Source organism: Saccharibacillus deserti (assembly GCF_013618475.1).
Lineage (GTDB): Bacteria > Bacillota > Bacilli > Paenibacillales > Paenibacillaceae > Saccharibacillus > Saccharibacillus deserti.
The window spans coordinates 305,214-322,042 of the sequence record NZ_JABJVN010000005.1; the positions used below are offsets into that span (position 1 = coordinate 305,214).

13 protein-coding genes are annotated in these 16,829 nt (G+C 57.3%); all 13 read left to right on the forward strand.

Annotation, left to right across the window (positions count from 1 at the left end; all coding sequences use genetic code 11):
* Window positions 1-20: 20 nt before the first annotated feature.
* Window positions 21-608 carry a non-ribosomal peptide synthetase module gene (locus HOP44_RS15055; protein WP_172254687.1) on the forward strand — a complete coding sequence of 196 codons (588 nt, stop codon included), beginning with the start codon at window positions 21-23 and terminating at the stop codon, window positions 606-608.
* A gap of 247 nt (window positions 609-855) precedes the next feature.
* Complete coding sequence (hemA, locus tag HOP44_RS15060; RefSeq protein ID WP_172254688.1) at window positions 856-2,211, forward strand: glutamyl-tRNA reductase; 1,356 nt, start codon at window positions 856-858, stop codon at window positions 2,209-2,211.
* Between the two features lie 13 nt (window positions 2,212-2,224).
* Window positions 2,225-3,052 carry a cytochrome c biogenesis protein CcsA gene (ccsA, locus tag HOP44_RS15065; RefSeq protein ID WP_172254695.1) on the forward strand — a complete coding sequence of 276 codons (828 nt, stop codon included), beginning with the start codon at window positions 2,225-2,227 and terminating at the stop codon, window positions 3,050-3,052.
* Window positions 3,053-3,056: 4 nt separating this feature from the next.
* Window positions 3,057-3,704, forward strand: a complete 648-nt coding sequence (locus HOP44_RS15070) for a precorrin-2 dehydrogenase/sirohydrochlorin ferrochelatase family protein (protein ID WP_172254697.1) — start codon at window positions 3,057-3,059, stop codon at window positions 3,702-3,704.
* 5 nt (window positions 3,705-3,709) lie between these two features.
* On the forward strand, window positions 3,710-4,642 hold the full coding sequence (gene hemC, locus HOP44_RS15075; RefSeq protein ID WP_172254699.1) for a hydroxymethylbilane synthase: 933 nt from the start codon (window positions 3,710-3,712) through the stop codon (window positions 4,640-4,642).
* Between the two features lie 4 nt (window positions 4,643-4,646).
* Window positions 4,647-6,203, forward strand: a complete 1,557-nt coding sequence (gene cobA, locus HOP44_RS15080) for a uroporphyrinogen-III C-methyltransferase (protein ID WP_172254701.1) — start codon at window positions 4,647-4,649, stop codon at window positions 6,201-6,203.
* A 180-nt stretch (window positions 6,204-6,383) separates the two neighbouring features.
* Entirely contained in the window at window positions 6,384-7,391 is a 1,008-nt protein-coding gene (gene hemB, locus HOP44_RS15085) for a porphobilinogen synthase (RefSeq protein ID WP_172254703.1), read from the forward strand.
* 114 nt (window positions 7,392-7,505) lie between these two features.
* Window positions 7,506-8,807 carry a glutamate-1-semialdehyde 2,1-aminomutase gene (hemL, locus tag HOP44_RS15090; RefSeq protein ID WP_172254705.1) on the forward strand — a complete coding sequence of 434 codons (1,302 nt, stop codon included), beginning with the start codon at window positions 7,506-7,508 and terminating at the stop codon, window positions 8,805-8,807.
* The gene (locus tag HOP44_RS15095; protein WP_172254707.1) at window positions 8,807-9,748 is read left to right on the forward strand and encodes an RluA family pseudouridine synthase; all 942 of its coding nucleotides are present in this window, start codon (window positions 8,807-8,809) and stop codon (window positions 9,746-9,748) included. The genes hemL and HOP44_RS15095 overlap by 1 nt, the downstream gene beginning before the upstream one ends.
* 561 nt (window positions 9,749-10,309) lie before the next feature.
* Entirely contained in the window at window positions 10,310-12,982 is a 2,673-nt protein-coding gene (locus HOP44_RS15100; RefSeq protein WP_172254718.1) for a valine--tRNA ligase, read from the forward strand.
* Window positions 12,983-12,994: 12 nt separating this feature from the next.
* Window positions 12,995-14,368 (forward strand): bifunctional folylpolyglutamate synthase/dihydrofolate synthase, encoded by a 1,374-nt coding sequence (locus HOP44_RS15105; RefSeq protein WP_172254720.1) that lies wholly within the window; start codon window positions 12,995-12,997, stop codon window positions 14,366-14,368.
* 8 nt (window positions 14,369-14,376) lie between these two features.
* Window positions 14,377-15,756 (forward strand): UDP-N-acetylmuramate--L-alanine ligase, encoded by a 1,380-nt coding sequence (gene murC, locus HOP44_RS15110; protein ID WP_172254722.1) that lies wholly within the window; start codon window positions 14,377-14,379, stop codon window positions 15,754-15,756.
* Between the two features lie 358 nt (window positions 15,757-16,114).
* Window positions 16,115-16,732 (forward strand): Maf family protein, encoded by a 618-nt coding sequence (locus HOP44_RS15115; RefSeq protein WP_172254724.1) that lies wholly within the window; start codon window positions 16,115-16,117, stop codon window positions 16,730-16,732.
* Window positions 16,733-16,829 lie beyond the last annotated feature (97 nt).

The window sequence follows — 16,829 nt, forward strand, 5'->3', positions numbered from 1 at the left end:
AGGAATCGAGGAGATCCGTTATGGCGCAGCGATTAGCTACGGAATTCGTAAAAGCCCGTTTACTGCTGCCGGAAAGCCAGATGTCGAACTTTATCCTTCACCTTCAAGATCCGCGTGTCCGATACCGGGTCAGGGTGCTCGACGGGGGAAGCCGGGAGATTCTTCTCGAAGACGAAAGCGGAGAAGAAGTCAGCCTTCCATTCGACCGTCATCGAAACTTGTTTGTGTGCGAACTTTCTTTTCGACTCGTCAATCCGCGCCTAACCCATCTTATTCGCAGATTGTTTGTCGCATTCAAGGGGGATGGGATGATCCGCCGGATCTATCCGGACTTCGTTATGATTGATTTTTATGCGGACGGGCTGGTGCGCCGAATCATCGAGCTGACCGGCAGTGCCAGCCGTCTGGTGTTTGAACATCGCGATCAGCTGCCGGAGCTTGAATATCTCTTTGCTTCAACCGATATTGAACAAGAGATCGAACGAATCCGGGCCCGGGCGGATCGGCTGCTCGACAAGAGAAGGATTGCGACAGACATTGCGGAAATCGCCTGGATCGACGGGGAGCTGCATAAAGCCGCCCGGCGATTATTTCAGTTGGAAGCTTAAACAGCCGCCTATCCCCTTGTCAACTCTTGATCCAAGGTTTACGTTCCCTTCAAATGCACACGCTTCAGGTGCGTTTGAAGGGGGCGTAATCTTACCTTTATCGTTGACAAGGGATTAGCTTCGCTAAACATTCATAAACATTTCATTTAATTTGTCCTAATAAACAAAAACGTTGTGATATACTTTATATAGTTTGTTTCGTACGGATTTATTGGCACCAATTCTTAGACCAGGCGGTGAACTTGTTATGCACATTATGGTAGTCGGATTGAATTACCGTACGGCTCCAGTCGACATCAGAGAACGGTTCGCGATTGCGGAACAAGACCTTCCGGAGGCGCTCGATCGACTGAAAGAAACCAAAAGCGTTCTGGAAGGCGTAATCGTAGGCACCTGCAACCGCACCGAATTGTACGTCGTGGTGGACCGGCTGCATATGTGCGCTTTTTATATTCATAATTTTATGGAGCAGTGGTTCGGGATTCCCAAAGCCGAATTCACCCAGCACCTTTATATGTACGAAGACGAACGGGCCGTCGAACATTTGATGAACGTGGTCTGCGGGCTCGATTCGATGGTACTCGGCGAGACGCAGATTCTGGGTCAGGTCAAACAGGCATTTCTGATGGCACAGACGGAAAAAGCGACCGGAACCTGGTTTAACATGCTGTTCAAACAGGCGGTTACCCTTGGCAAACGCGCCCATTCCGAAACGTCGATCGGCGAAAACGCAGTCTCGGTCAGCTATGCGGCGATCGAACTCGGCAAACGCATTTTCGGGATGTTTACCGACAAAAAAGTGCTGATTCTCGGTGCGGGAAAAATGAGCGAGCTGACCGTAAAACATTTGTATGCGAGCGGCGCAGCCCAGGTCATCGTAGCCAACCGCACACTGGAAAAAGCGCGCGAGCTGGCCGGCAAGTTTAACGGCGTGCCCTGCACGCTGAACGAAGGCGTCGCCATGCTTGGCGAAGTCGACATCGTGATCAGTTCGACCGGCTCTTCGGATTATGTGCTGACCCGTGAGCAAGTCAAGGAACTCTCGGCATCGCGCCGTTCGCGGCCGCTGTTCATGATCGACATCGCGGTACCGCGCAACATCGATCCGGCGATCGCCGAACTGCCGGGCGTGTTCCTGTACGATATTGACGACCTCGAAGGCATCGTGGAGAGCAATATGGAACTTCGCCGCGCGGAAGCCGTCAAGATCCAGCGGATGATCGAGCAGGAATCGGACAATTTCTACGGCTGGTTGAAGACGCTGGGCGTTCGTCCCGTCATTCGCGCCCTGCAGGACAAAGCGGCCGATATTCATCAAGAGACGCTCGAAAGTTTGTTCAACAAACTGCCGGAACTGGACGAGCGCCAGCGCAAAGTGATTGGCCGACTGATGAAAAGCGTAGCCAACCAGATGATGCACGATCCGATCAATCGGGTCAAAGAGATGGCGGCGGACAAAAACGGCGCCGAAGCGGTCGACATGTTCACGAAAATTTTTGCTTTGGAGTCGAGACTTGAAGAGGCCGAACCGGCCGTTGAACGACAATCGGTTAAATCGACTGCGGACAGTTCGGCTTTTACCTTGCGTCCGGCAGTCTTCTAGGCAGGTGAACGGCATGCTGCTGCTTGCGAGTTTGATCGAGCTTATGATTTACATCTATGCCCTGAGCCTTCTGTTCTATTTCTCCGATTGCGTAAGCCGCAGCGTGAGATCGCGGCGGATCGGCGCAGGGCTTCTTGGCATTACGGCGCTGCTGCAGTTTGCTGTAATTGTCGTACGCATCGTCATCGAAGGCCGGGTACCGTTGTTTTCCGTATACGATTTCTTGTTTTTGTTCATCTTTGTGCTGACTTTGACGGGTGTCGGATTAGCCTTGACCCAAAAAGCCGAATTTGTCGTGCTGCTGCTCGGCATCGTCGGATTTACGGCCAGCGTGCTGAACGAATTCTGGTTCCCGGTAGGCGAACATGCGGATCATATCGGATACACCCAGCAGCTGCTGCTGATTCTGCATGTGGTGCTGGCGAATCTGAGCCTTGTAGCTCTGACGATCGCCGCCGTATTCGGCATCTTGTATCTGTTCTTGTACGCCATGCTCAAAAAAAAGAAATGGAACGATACGGTCCGCCGGCTGCCCAGTCTGGAGCAGACGGAACGCTGGGCGCATCTGTCGGTGCTGACCGGTACGCCGCTCCTGATCGTCTCGCTGCTGGTCGCTTTTCTGCTGATTGTCGCCCAGAAGCGCTGGGAGATGCTGCTTGATGTCAAAGGCATTACGACATTTGCCGCTCTTGCGGTATACGGGCTCTACTTCCTGCTGAAGCGCACACGCAAATATTCCGGATTTTCGATCGCCAAGTGGACGCTGGTAGGCTACGCGCTGGTGATTATCAACCTGCTGAGCAACGCTTTTTCCGAGTATCACAAATGGAACGGGGGTTGATCGCATGACGGAATATATGCCGATTATGCTCGACGTAAGCGGTATGGAGGTGCTGGTGATCGGCGGCGGGAAAATAGCGGGTCGGAAAGCGGGACAGCTGGCCGCGGCCGGCGCCGTGATTACCGTAGTCAGTCCCGAAGCGGGTGAAGAGATTCGAAAGCTCGAGAAGGCGGGTAAGCTGCGCTGGGTCGTACGGGAAGCTTCCGAAGAAGATCCCGAGGGGTTCCGTCTGGTTTATGCGGCCAGCGGCGACGAAGCGCTGAACGAACGGCTGGCCGAAGCGGCGCGCCGCTTCGGGGCGTTCGTCAATGTATCCAGCCGTGCGGAATCGGGCGACTTTATTCATCCGGCGGTTATGCGCCGGGGCAGGCTCGTGGTAGCGGCGTCGACGTCCGGTGCCGGCCCGGCCGCGGCGTCCGCGCTGATTCGGGAACTCGACGAACGTTTCGGCGATGAATACGAAACGTATGCCGAGTTTCTTTTTTTTATGCGCAGACAGGTCAGAGAGCTTGTGGACGATCCCGAAATCCGGCATCGGCTGATGCGAAAACTGTCGGAAAAGGATATACTGGACCAGATCAGAAAAGAGACATTCGTGCCGTGGAGCGAAGCCGCAGCCGCCGCATGGATAGCGAAAGAGCGGGAGGAATAAAGCAAATGCGTACAATCGTAGTGGGAACGAGACAAAGCACGCTGGCGCTGACGCAGACGAACCAGGTGATCGGGGAATTGGAACGCCTGGCCGGCGATCTGGGCCTCGCCGTCGGTTTTGAAGTGAAAAAAATCATTACCAAAGGCGACCGGATCCTGGATGTGACCCTGTCGAAAGTCGGTGGCAAAGGATTGTTTGTCAAAGAAATCGAACAGGCGCTGCTTGACGGTGAAATCGATATGGCCGTACATAGCATGAAGGATATGCCTGCCGTGCTGCCGGAGGGGCTGATCAACGGAGCGGTGCCTCTGCGCCAGGATGCCCGGGACTGTCTGATCTCCCGGGAAGGAGTCGATCTCGACGGCCTGCCTCACGGGGCCAAAGTGGGGACGAGCAGTTTGCGGCGTTCCAGCCAACTGCTGGCCTACCGGCCGGACCTGAAGCTGGAATGGATTCGCGGCAATATCGATTCGCGTCTGCGCAAGCTGGAGAGCGAAGGATTCGATGCGATTCTGCTGGCGGCAGCCGGTCTTAAGCGTATGGGGTGGGAAGACCGCATTACCTCCTATATTCCTGTCGAGATCTGTCTGCCGGCCGTCGGCCAGGGTGCGCTTGGCATTGAATGCCGGGAGAACGACGCGGAATTGCGGGAACTATTGGCGCGTTACCAAGATGCCGATACGGCGCTTACGGTATCGGCCGAGCGTTCGCTGCTGCTGTCGCTGAACGGCGGCTGCCAGGTTCCGATCGGCGCGTATGCGGTGTTGGGCGAAGACGGCGCTACGGTGAATCTCACGGGTCTTGTCGGCCGGCCCGACGGCAGCGTCCTGCTGAAAGAGTCCGCGTCCGGAACCGATCCGGAAGCATTGGGACGCGAAGTGGCCCGGATGCTGGCGGATAAAGGCGCGGACGGGATTCTTGAACAGGCGAGGGGTTGAGCGGATGAGCAAGGGAAAAGTATATCTGGTCGGTGCAGGCCCGGGCGATGCCAAACTGATTACGATCAAAGGGCTGGAATGTATCAAAAAAGCCGATGCGGTCGTGTACGACCGGTTGGCCAGTCCTAGGTTGCTGCGTCAGATGAAACCGGGAGCCCGGAAGATCTATGTCGGCAAACGGACGGAACGCCATACGATGAAGCAGGAAGATATCAACAAGCTGCTGGTCGATCTGGCGCTTGAAGGCCTGGTCGTCGTGCGTCTCAAAGGCGGCGATCCGACCGTGTTCGGCCGCGTGGGCGAAGAAGCGGAAGAACTGCGCAAGCACGATATCGTCTACGAGATCGTACCGGGGATTACGTCTTCGATCGCTGTTCCCGCTTATGCCGGCATTCCGGTTACACACCGGAATCTGGCTTCCTCGTTCTCGGTCATCACGGGACACGAGAATCCCGAGAAACTCGACAAGATGATCAAATGGGACAAGGTAACGAACGCGACCGGCACGCTGGTGTTCATGATGGGCGTGGCCCAGATCGGACATATTACGGCGCAGCTGCTGAAACACGGCCGCCCGGCTTCTACGCCGGTCGCCTTGGTCCGCTGGGGATCCCGCGCCGAACAGGAGACGCTTGTCGGCACGCTGGCGGATATTGCGGAGAAGGTAGCCGAACGCGAATTCAGGCCTCCTGCGGTTATCGTAGTAGGCGATGTTGTCGGACAGCGGGACCGTCTCCAATGGGCGGAACAGATGCCTCTGTTCGGACGCCGCATCCTCGTCACCCGATCGCGCAGCCAGGCCAGCGAACTGGTCGACCGGATCGAAGAACTTGGCGGAGAGCCGTATGAATTCCCCGTGATCGAGACCGTCATGCCCGAAGGAGAAGACAAACTTGCGGCGATTCGCGAAGCGTTTGCGGCGGCAGAGAGTTACGATTGGATCTTTTTTACCAGCGTAAACGGCGTGGAGTATTTCTTCGAACATTTGGACAGAGAGGACCTGGATGTCCGGGCATTCCACCGGGCCAAGATTGCGGCGGTGGGACCGGCCACGATCGAAGCGCTTCGCAGCCGCGGTATTCGCTGCGAAGCTCCGCCGGAGACGTTCGACGCCGAAGGCATGATTGCCTCTTACGGAGAGCGGATGCTGCCGGGGCAGTGCGTGCTGCTGCCTCGGGGCGATCTGGCCCGTACCTGGATGTCCGAGACGCTGCGCGCATGCGGACTTAAAGTGACGGAACTTGATACGTACGAGACCGTGCTGACGGGAGAAGACGACGAAGAACTGCTGGATCTGCTGCAGGAAGACAAAGTTCACGCGGTGACGTTCACCAGTTCGTCGACTGTCCGCAATCTGATTGCGGTACTAAAACGGATGGGGGAAGCGGACCCGGCGGCTCTCCTGAATCGCTCCACGATCGCCTGTATCGGTCCGCAAACGGCCAAAACGGCCAAGGAATCCGGATTGAACGTCGATCTGCTGGCGGAAGAAGCCACCATCGAAGGACTGTTGACCGCGCTTTGCGTCTGGAAAGCAAGCACGAACAAAATGGATTTGTGAAGCGGGTAACGAAGGCCGGATTCCTCTGGGGGAGATCCGGCCGGTTTGCTGCGGGAATAATTCTGCCTGGAACGGTTAAATAAGAAACAAGGTCGGAATCAGGCGAAGCCGGATCGAAGCGGCACTCGGCCGCGATCGGCGGATTCTTCGCTCAATTTATAAATAAAGGAGTTTTTTATCATGGCATTTCCTACAGTCAGACATCGCCGTCTGCGCCGCACCGCGGCACTTCGCAGCATGGTGCGCGAAACGGCGATCAGCGCGGACGACTTTATCATGCCGATCTTCGTCACTTACGGCGAAGGCGTAAAAAAAGAAATCGGATCGATGCCGGGAGTGTACCAATTCTCGCTCGATACGCTCCGCGGCGAAGTGGATGAAATTGCGGAACTGGGCATCAAAGCGGTCATCTTGTTCGGCATTCCCGAAACGAAAGACAGCCTGGGAACCGAAGCTTATGCGCGGGATGGAATCATCCAGCAGGCGACGCGCAAAGTCAAAGAGTGGCATCCGGACCTGCTTGTCGTAGCCGATACGTGCTTGTGCGAGTTTACGGATCACGGTCACTGCGGAATGGTGCATACTTTCGAGCGGGACGGTCATATACACGGCGATGTGCTGAACGACGAGTCGCTCAAGCTGCTCGTGCAGACGGCCGTATCGCAGGCGGAAGCGGGAGCGGACATCATCGCCCCTTCGAATATGATGGACGGTTACGTGCTGGCGATCCGTGCAGGATTGGACGAGGCGGGCTACGATCAAATTCCGATCATGGCCTATTCGGTCAAGTATGCGTCGGCTTTCTACGGGCCGTTTCGCGAAGCTGCCGAGTCCGCACCCCAGTTCGGGGACCGCAAAACGTATCAAATGGACCCGGCCAATGCTCTGGAAGCGATCCGCGAAGCGGAAAGCGATGTGCAGGAAGGCGCGGACATGCTGATGGTCAAACCGGCCTTGGCTTATATGGATATTATCCGTACCATCAAGAACGAATTCGATCTGCCGCTGGTCGCTTACAACGTCAGCGGCGAGTATTCGATGGTCAAAGCGGCTTCGGCCAACGGCTGGATTAGCGAAAAAGCGATCGTACTCGAGCTGCTGACCGGACTCAAACGCGCCGGCGCCGATATCATTATCACCTATCATTCCAAAGATGCGGCCCGCTGGCTGCGCGAAGCCCGGAACTGAATCGGGCAAAACGGCGTTCCAAGACCGATTCCCAACGGATCGGTTCAACGTCCGGCCTTTCGCCGCATTCCGGCGCGAAGCTGCCGGACGATCCATTTTCCGAGGAGTGATTTCATGAACGAATCCGTATCCAAACGCGTCGACACCCGTTCAAGTGCCGCTTTTGAAGAGGCCAAAAAGTATATTCCCGGCGGCGTCAACAGTCCGGTCCGGGCATTCAAATCGGTCGGCCTGACACCGGTTTATATCGAGCGCGGAGAAGGCTGCCGGGTCTATGATATCGACGGCAATACCTTTATCGATTATGTCGGTTCCTGGGGACCGCTGATTATGGGGCATGCGCATCCCGAGGTTGTACGCGCCCTGCAGGAAACGGCTGCCAAAGGCACAAGCTTCGGCGCCCCGACGCTGCTCGAAACCGAAATGGCCAAGCTCGTCGCCGAACGGGTCCCGTCGGTCGATATTGTGCGCATGGTCAACTCGGGCACCGAAGCCACGATGAGCGCGATCCGCCTTGCGCGGGGAGTGACCAAGCGGGACAAGATTCTGAAGTTCGAAGGTTCCTATCACGGCCACGGCGACAGTCTGCTGATCAAAGCGGGTTCCGGAGTCGCCACATTGGGGCTGCCGGACAGTCCGGGCGTACCGGAATCCGTAGCTTCGAATACGATTACGGTGCCTTACAACGACCTGGATTCGTTCCGGGTGGCTTTTGACAAGTTCGGCGAACAGATCGCCTGCGTCATCGTTGAACCGGTTGCCGGGAATATGGGCGTCGTTCCTCCAAAAGCGGGCTTCCTGGAAGGGCTGCGCGAAGTGACGGAGCGTTACGGCAGTCTGCTGATTTTTGACGAAGTGATGACCGGCTTCCGCGTCGGCCTGAATTCGGCGCAGGGGCGCTTCGGCGTCACGCCCGATCTGACCTGCTTCGGCAAAGTGATCGGCGGCGGCCTGCCGGTCGGCGCTTACGGCGGCAAGCGGGAGATCATGGAGCAGATCGCTCCGAGCGGTCCGATCTACCAGGCGGGTACGCTCAGCGGTAATCCGCTGGCGATGGCCGCAGGGTATACGACGCTGAACCTGCTGACGCCGGCCGTTTACGAACGCCTCGAAGAAGCGGGGGCGCGTCTGCAGGCGGGCTTCGAGAATAACGCTCGGGAAGCGGGCATCCCCGTGACGATCAACCGGGTCGGTTCGATGGTCTGCCCGTTCTTTAACGAAGGTCCCGTCGTCGATTACGACACGGCCAAAGCCAGCGATCTGGACCTGTTCCGCCGTTATTTCGCCGCCATGATCGACCGCGGTGTCAGCGTGGCGCCTTCGCAGTTTGAAGGCATGTTCGTATCGGGCGTGCACAGCGACGCCGATATCGATGCCACGATCGACGCGCACCGCAGCGCGCTGCGTTCGCTCTGATGGCGCGTTCCTGGACGCGCCGCGGCGAGTGGGTCGAGACGGCGCTGCCGGCCAAGACTCCCCGGAGCGAAGAAGATGAAGGAAGACGGGAAGCGGAAGACCTGGGCGCGGTAACGGCTGCCGGGCTGGAAATCTCCGCCGCCGCTGCGCTGGGCGTGCCGGAGAAGCTGGCCCGCCGGCTGCTGCACGCGGGCGAAATGCAGGTCCGGGGCGGCCGCGTGCGGCTGCGGCTGCGCCCGGACGAAGACCTTGGCTTCGATCCCGTCTGGACGGAAGACGGGATCGAAGCGCTGTATGAGGACGACTTCTGCCTCGTCGTCCATAAGCCTGCCGGGATGCCGGTGCATCCCGACGGAGGCGCGAAGCGCCTGACGCTGGCGAACGCCGTCGCCGCGCATTACCAAATGCACGGCGAAGCCTGCGCCGTGCATCATGTGCATCGGCTGGACGAGCATACGTCCGGGCCGGTGCTGTACGCCAAGGGCGAGCTCGCGCGGCAGGCGCTCGACGAGCAGATGCGCGGCAAAGAAATCGGCCGCGTCTATCTGGCGATCGTGCAGGGTAGGGTCGCGCCTTCCCTGCGGGTAATCGACGCGCCGATTGGCCGCGATCGCCATCATAACAGCCGCCGGCGGATTTCTCCCGGCGGACAGGACGCGCTCACTCGCGTCGAAGTCGTGGAGACGCTGGCCGGCGGCCGCGCCAGTCTGGTCCGGCTCGTATTGGAGACCGGCCGGACGCACCAGATTCGGGTGCATATGGCCCATGCCGGCCATCCGCTGATCGGCGACACGCTGTATGGCGGCCCCGCCGATCGGCTGAACCGTCAGGCTCTGCACGGGGAAAAGTTGAAGTTCAGACATCCTTTTGGCGGCGAACAGATCGAAATTTCCGCTCCGCTGCCGGGCGATATGGAAGATCTGCTCGATCGTCTGTCATGACGTGACAGCTTTCGCGAAGAATCATTGACGAGCGGGGAAGCTCACGGTATGATAAAGGATATTCATGAACTTTTAAATCAAAGACGGGGAACGGGAAGAGTAGGCAGCAGACCCTTCAGAGAGCGGAATCCATCAGGCTGGAAGATTCCGCAGGACCGAAGCTGGCCGAAGTCGCCCGGGAGTCGTTTTTCTGAACCTTTTGTCCTTCGATTGCTTGATTGCCAAAAGCTAGGAAAGACCGGTTTACGGCCGTTATCCGTACGAGTGCCGCAGCCAAAATGCCGAACAAGCACGCCTGCTTCTCGGAGAGATTCCGGGAAGATGAACGGTTTTCTTTCAGAAAACGTACAGGTGATTTGTAAGGACACCGATTTTCCTTGGGAAAACGAATAGGCGTCTTACAAAGGTTACCGATTTTTCTTCGAAAAACGGTGGGTTGCGGAACAAAGGTGGTACCGCGAAAGCAAGTCCTTTCGTCCTTTGCGACGAAGGGCTTTTTTTATTGTTTTCTAATCGTTTTTCAGACAAAATCCAATGAACGAATAACGGGAGGGCTGTCCGATGTCGGATATTCAAAGTAACGAAAACCAAACGTCGCTGCCGACGACTTACGATCCGAAGTCCGCGGAGCAAAAATGGTACACGTATTGGATGGAGAATGACTTCTTCAAAGCGGGCCGCGTGCCGGAAGCGAAGCCGTATACCATCGTTATTCCGCCGCCAAACGTAACGGGCGTGCTGCATATCGGCCACGCGCTGGACTTTACATTGCAGGATATTCTGGTTCGCACCAAGCGGATGCAGGGGTACGACGCGCTCTGGCTGCCGGGCTCCGACCATGCCGGTATCGCCACGCAGGCCAAAGTCGAACAGAAACTGCGCGAACAGGGCGTAACCCGCCACGATCTGGGCCGCGAGAAATTCCTGGAGCAGACGTGGGAATGGAAAGAAACGTATGCCGCCAACATCAAAGCCCAGTGGGCAAAGATCGGTCTGTCGCTCGACTATTCGCGCGAACGCTTCACGCTCGACGAAGGATTGTCCGAAGCGGTCAAGGAAGTATTCGTCAAGCTGTATGACAAAGGCCTGATCTACCGCGGCAAACGCATTATCAACTGGGACCCCGCCGCACGTACCGCGCTGTCGGATATCGAAGTGGAATACAAGGAAACGCAGGGACATCTGTATCACCTGGAATATCCGCTCAAAGACGGCAGCGGGTCGATCACGGTCGCCACGACACGCCCGGAGACGATGCTGGGCGATACGGCCGTTGCCGTTCACCCGGAAGACGAGCGGTATCAAGACATGATCGGGAAGACGCTTGTTCTGCCGATCATCGGGCGCGAGATTCCGGTCATCGCCGATGAGTATGTCGAAAAAGACTTCGGCAGCGGCGCGGTCAAGATTACGCCGGCGCACGATCCGAACGACTTTGAAGTAGGCCAGCGCCACGACCTGCCGCAGATCATCGTCATGGACGAAGGCGGCATCATGAACGGCGAAGCCGGTCCGTACGAAGGAATGGACCGCGCGGACTGCCGCAAGAAAATCGTGGCCGACCTCAAGGAACAGGGCGTCCTGATCAAGATCGAAGACCATCTGCATCAGGTGGGACACAGCGAGCGTACCGACGCCGTTGTCGAGCCTTATTTGTCCACGCAGTGGTTCGTCAAAATGCAACCGCTCGCGGAACCGGTCGTAAACGCACAGAAATCCGGCGAAGGCGTGAAGTTCGTACCCGACCGCTTCGAGCGGACCTATCTGCACTGGATGGAAAATGTACGCGATTGGTGTATCTCCCGTCAGCTGTGGTGGGGTCACCGGATCCCGGCCTGGTATTCGCAGGAAACGGGCGAGATGGTCGTAGCCAAGACCGAAGAAGAAGCGCGCGAGAAACTCGGCCGCGACGATCTGGTTCAAGACAACGATGTACTCGATACCTGGTTCAGCTCGGCGCTCTGGCCGTTCTCGACGATGGGTTGGCCGGACGAAGACAGCGCCGACTTCAAACGCTATTATCCGGTGGATGTACTCGTTACGGGTTACGACATCATTCCGTTCTGGGTATCGCGCATGATCTTCCAAGGCTATGAATTTACCGGCAAAATGCCGTTCAAAGATACGCTCATCCACGGTTTGGTGCGCGACAGCGAAGGACGCAAAATGTCCAAATCGCTCGGCAACGGCGTCGATCCGCTCGAAGTGATCGAGAAATACGGCGCCGACGCCATGCGCTTCATGCTGTCCACCGGCATCACGCCGGGACAGGATCTGCGCTTCCGCTGGGAACGCGTCGAACAGATCCGCAATTTTGCGAACAAGATCTGGAACGCTTCGCGTTTCGCCCTGATGAATCTTGAAGGATTCACCTACGACCAGATCGATATCACCGGCGATCTGACGACGGCCGACCGCTGGATCCTGCACCGGATGAACGAGACGTCCCGCGATATTACTCGTCTGATCGATTCGTACGAATTCGGGGAAACCGGGCGCCTGCTGTATAACTTCATCTGGGACGATCTGTGCGATTGGTACATCGAATTCGCCAAGCTGTCGCTGTACGGCGAAGACGAAGCGGCAAAGAAGAAAACGCAGTCCGTGCTCGCTTACGTGCTCGACCGCACGATGCGCATGATCCACCCGTTCATGCCGTTTATCTCCGAAGAAATTTGGCAGCATCTGCCGCACGAAGGCGAGACCATTACGCTGGCCCAGTGGCCGAATTACGACGAGTCGTTCGAGAACCCGGCGTCCGCGCGCGAAATGGAACTGCTGATGGAAGTCATCCGTTCGGTCCGCAACATCCGCGCCGAAGTAAACGTGCCGATGAGCAAAAAGATCGAGCTGAACATCAAAGCCACTTCGCCGGAGATGCTGGATATCCTGAGCGCCAACGAAGGGTATATCCGCCGCTTCTGCAACACGTCCGAATATGCCAGCGGGCTGGATCTGCAGGCGCCGGACAAAGCGATGACGTCGGTGATCACGGGGGCCGAGTTGTACCTGCCGCTTGCGGGTCTGATCGATATCGCCCAAGAGATTGTCCGGCTTGAAAAAGAAGTCAAAACGCTGACGTCCGAAGTGGAGCGCGTCGACAAGAAGCTCTCCAATCCGGGCTTCACGTCAAAAGCTCCGGCGCATGTCATCGAAGAAGAACGCGCCAAGCAGGCCGATTATTCCGACAAGCGCGACAAGGTACTGGCCCGTATTGCCGAATTGAAAGGGTAAGGTGGGTCAGCCATGGACAACAACGACCGGGGCGCTTCGGCGTCCCTGGCTTCCTATGCGGAAGCGGTAGACTGGATCAATGGGCTTATCCCGTTCGGGATCCGTCCGGGCCTTGAGCGAATCGAAGCCCTGATGGAACATTTCGGGCATCCGCACCGCCGCCTGAAGTTCGTTCATGTCGCCGGTACGAACGGCAAAGGATCGACCTGCGCTTTTCTGACCCGTGCGCTGATTGCCAACGGTTATGATGTCGGCACGTTCACGTCGCCGTATATCACAAAGTTCACGAACCGTTTTCAATATAACGGTGCGGACATTCCGGACGACGTGCTGCTTAAGCTGTCGAATAAGCTGCGCCCCGTCGTGGAGAACCTGGCGGAGACCGAACTCGGTTCGCCGACCATGTTCGAAGTCTCGACGGCGCTTGCGATTTTGTATTACGCCGAAGTGTGTTTCCCGGATGTCGTCATTTGGGAGACGGGGCTCGGCGGCCGCATGGATGTGACGAACCTCGTCAATCCGGTTCTCTCGGTCATTACGAATGTGGGCCACGATCACATGGATATTCTCGGCGACACCTTGGAGAAGATTGCGGCAGAGAAAGCGGGTATTATCAAACCCGGCGTCCCTGTCGTCACAAGCGTCAGCCAGCCGGAAGCGCTGGAAGTCATCAAGCGGACGGCGCATGAACGCCGAAGCAGCTGTTACGTGGCGGGCGAGCAGTTCTCCTATGAACAAACGCAGAGCGGAGAAAGCGGACAAAGCCTGCATTTCAAAGGACCGTTCCGGGATTTTGATCTGTCCCTTTCCCTGCGGGGAGAATATCAGTTGGAGAATGCGGCGGGCGCTTTCATGGCGCTCGAATTGCTCCGCCAATACATGGCGTTCCAATTGGACGACGAAAAAACGGCGGCCGGATTCAAAGAAACATTCTGGGCCGGACGTATGGAGCTGGTTCGCCGGGAGCCGCGGATTCTCATGGACGGCGCGCACAACCCCGAAGGGGCGGCGGCGCTGGCACAAAGTCTGCAGAGCGGCTGGACCTACGGCCGATTGGTACTGATGATGGGCATGCTGTCCACCAAAAGCCACGAGGACTATTTCAAATCGATTCTGCCTTTGGTCGACGAATTGATCTTGACGGAACCGGATTTTCGCAAAAAAATGAATGCTTCGGCGCTGGCCGAGATTGCGGAGGGACTGCGGGCGGATTACGCCAAGCCGGACCTTCGCATCGTCGTGCAGCCCGAATGGAAAACGGCTTTAACACAGTTCGAAGCTTCAATCGGACCGGAAGACCTCGGGGTTGTTTCCGGGACGCTGTATTTGATCTCCGACGTGCGTGCGCAGCTGCTGCACCAGGCCGATTCTGAGAAAGGTTGGTGAAACGTATTATGAAAAAGACAGAACACATCCATTTCATCGGCATCGGCGGTTACGGTATGAGCGCGATTGCCCGGGTACTGCTGGAAATGGGATATAAGATCACGGGATCCGATGTGGCGGAACAAAGCCTCACCAAAAAACTGGTTGATGGAGGCGCCGAAATCCATTACGGCCACCAAGCCGAATATGTACAGGGTGCCGATACGGTCGTTTATTCGACCGCACTGCCGGAAGACAATGTGGAGCGCGTGGAAGCGCAGCGCCTCGGCATTCCGACGCTGCACCGTTCGCAGATGCTGGCGCGCCTGCTCAACGAGCGCAAAGGCATCGCGGTGGCGGGAGCCCATGGCAAGACGACGACATCGTCGATGACCGCGCTTGCGATGGAAGAATGCGGCACCGATCCGACCTATATTATCGGCGGCGAGATTGTGGGCTTCGGCACCAATGCCAAAGCCGGCAAAAGCGAATACGTCGTGGCGGAAGCCGACGAGAGCGACGGTACGTTCCTGCAGTATCATCCGTACATCAGCATCGTTACCAATATCGAAGCCGACCATCTGGAGAATTACGAAGGCAGCTTCGAGAAAATCAAGGAAGCCTATGTCCAGTTTCTGAACCAGACGCGCGAAGAAGGCTGCGCGATCGTCTGCGGCGACGACGAGAACCTGCGCGAATTGATGCCGCAGCTCAGCTGCAAACTCGTCACGTACGGAATGGGCGAAGGTGCCGATTACCGGATTTCGGAGATCGAGCTGGGCGATCGCCGTTCTTCGTTTACCGTGAGCACCGAAGGCCGCGAACTTGGCCGGGTGAACCTGTTCGTACCGGGCAAGTATAATGTCTATAATGCGACAGCCGCTCTGATCGCCTGCATCAAGTCGGGTATTCCTTTCGAGGAAGCGGCGGAAGGGCTGTCCAAATTCAACGGCGCCAAGCGGCGTTTCCAGGTGCTGGCCGATACGGCCGGTGCCTTGGTCGTAGACGATTACGCGCATCATCCGACCGAGATTGAAGCGACGCTGCGCGCCGCCAAATCCACAGGCAAACGGATTGTTGCCGTGTTCCAGCCGCAGCGGTATACACGGACCTTTTTCCTGCTCGACGCGTTCAGCCGTGCTTTTGCCGACGCGGACGAAGCGATTATCGTCGATATCTACTCCCCCGCCGGCGAAGAGCCGATCGAAGGGGTACATTCTTCTTCGCTGACCGAATTGATCCGGCAGAACAGCAACCCGAATGCCCGTTATCTGGCGACGAAGGAAGAAGTGCTGGAAGATCTGACCGGCCGTATCGGCGATGGGGACCTCGTGATTACGATGGGAGCCGGCGATATCTGGAAAGTCTCGCACTCGTTCGCGGAAGACTGGAATCGCAAGAACGCCTGACTTTCAAAAAGGCCGGGTGTCCATAGACAAGCCTGACGGCCGCAGCCGTTCCGGGATCGCCTTAGGCGTTTCCGGAACGGCTGTTTTGTTTCCCGCCGCGCCGCTTAAGCGATTTAAGTTTGTATTGCCGCCCGATAGCACGTATAATAATGTTTGTTCTGAACCCTTAAGGGCGCCGAACAGATCAACGGAGCTGCGCTTCGGCTGTGCCGAAGGCTTGCCGCAGCTGTATTCCGGTTGTGGAGCGGACCGCCAACGGTTCGTCGCGCGGACGTCCAAGCCGTCCCGGAAGTACCGGTTGAACGCGAAGCGGAGTGCTGCGGCAGCGTACCGGCCGGCTCAAAGGAGCTTTTTCATTTTGACCAATCACTCGTACAACAGACACGCCCGTCAAATTATACTGGCTTCCGCTTCTCCGCGGAGACGGGAGCTGCTGGCTTCGCTTGGAGCAGACTTTATTGTCGAGCCCAGCAAAGCTTCAGAGGAGGTTCCGGCAGACTGGACGCCGGAGCGGATCGTCGAAGAACTGGCACTGCGCAAAGCCCAATCGGTACTGGACAGGTATCCCGGCGAAGGGGTAGTGGTCGGCAGCGATACGATCGTCGTATTGGACGGCTCGGTGCTTGGCAAACCGGAGGATGAACAAGACGCGGTCCGGATGCTCGGCATGCTGCAGGGACGCGAACATTTCGTCTATACGGGCGTAGCCTGTCTGCATAAGGCAAGCGGGCGAAGAGAAGTTCGTCACCGCTTTACGCGCGTGCGCATGAAAGACTTAACCGAACAGCGAATAGAAGATTATGTGAAAAGCGGAGAGCCGATGGACAAGGCGGGCGCTTATGCGATACAGGGTCTTGGAGCGCTGCTCGTCGAATCGATCGAAGGCGATTATTTTACGGTAGTGGGTCTTCCTCTGTCTCTGCTGGGCGAAATGCTCGAAGGCTTCGGGATCGATCTGCTGCCGTCCAATCCATAAGGTTCCGTATTTTCGGCTGCCCTGCGGTAGACATACATAATTGGAACGCCGCTTGAACCACGCATGAGGACCCGGTTTCGGAAACCTGCGAAAAGAG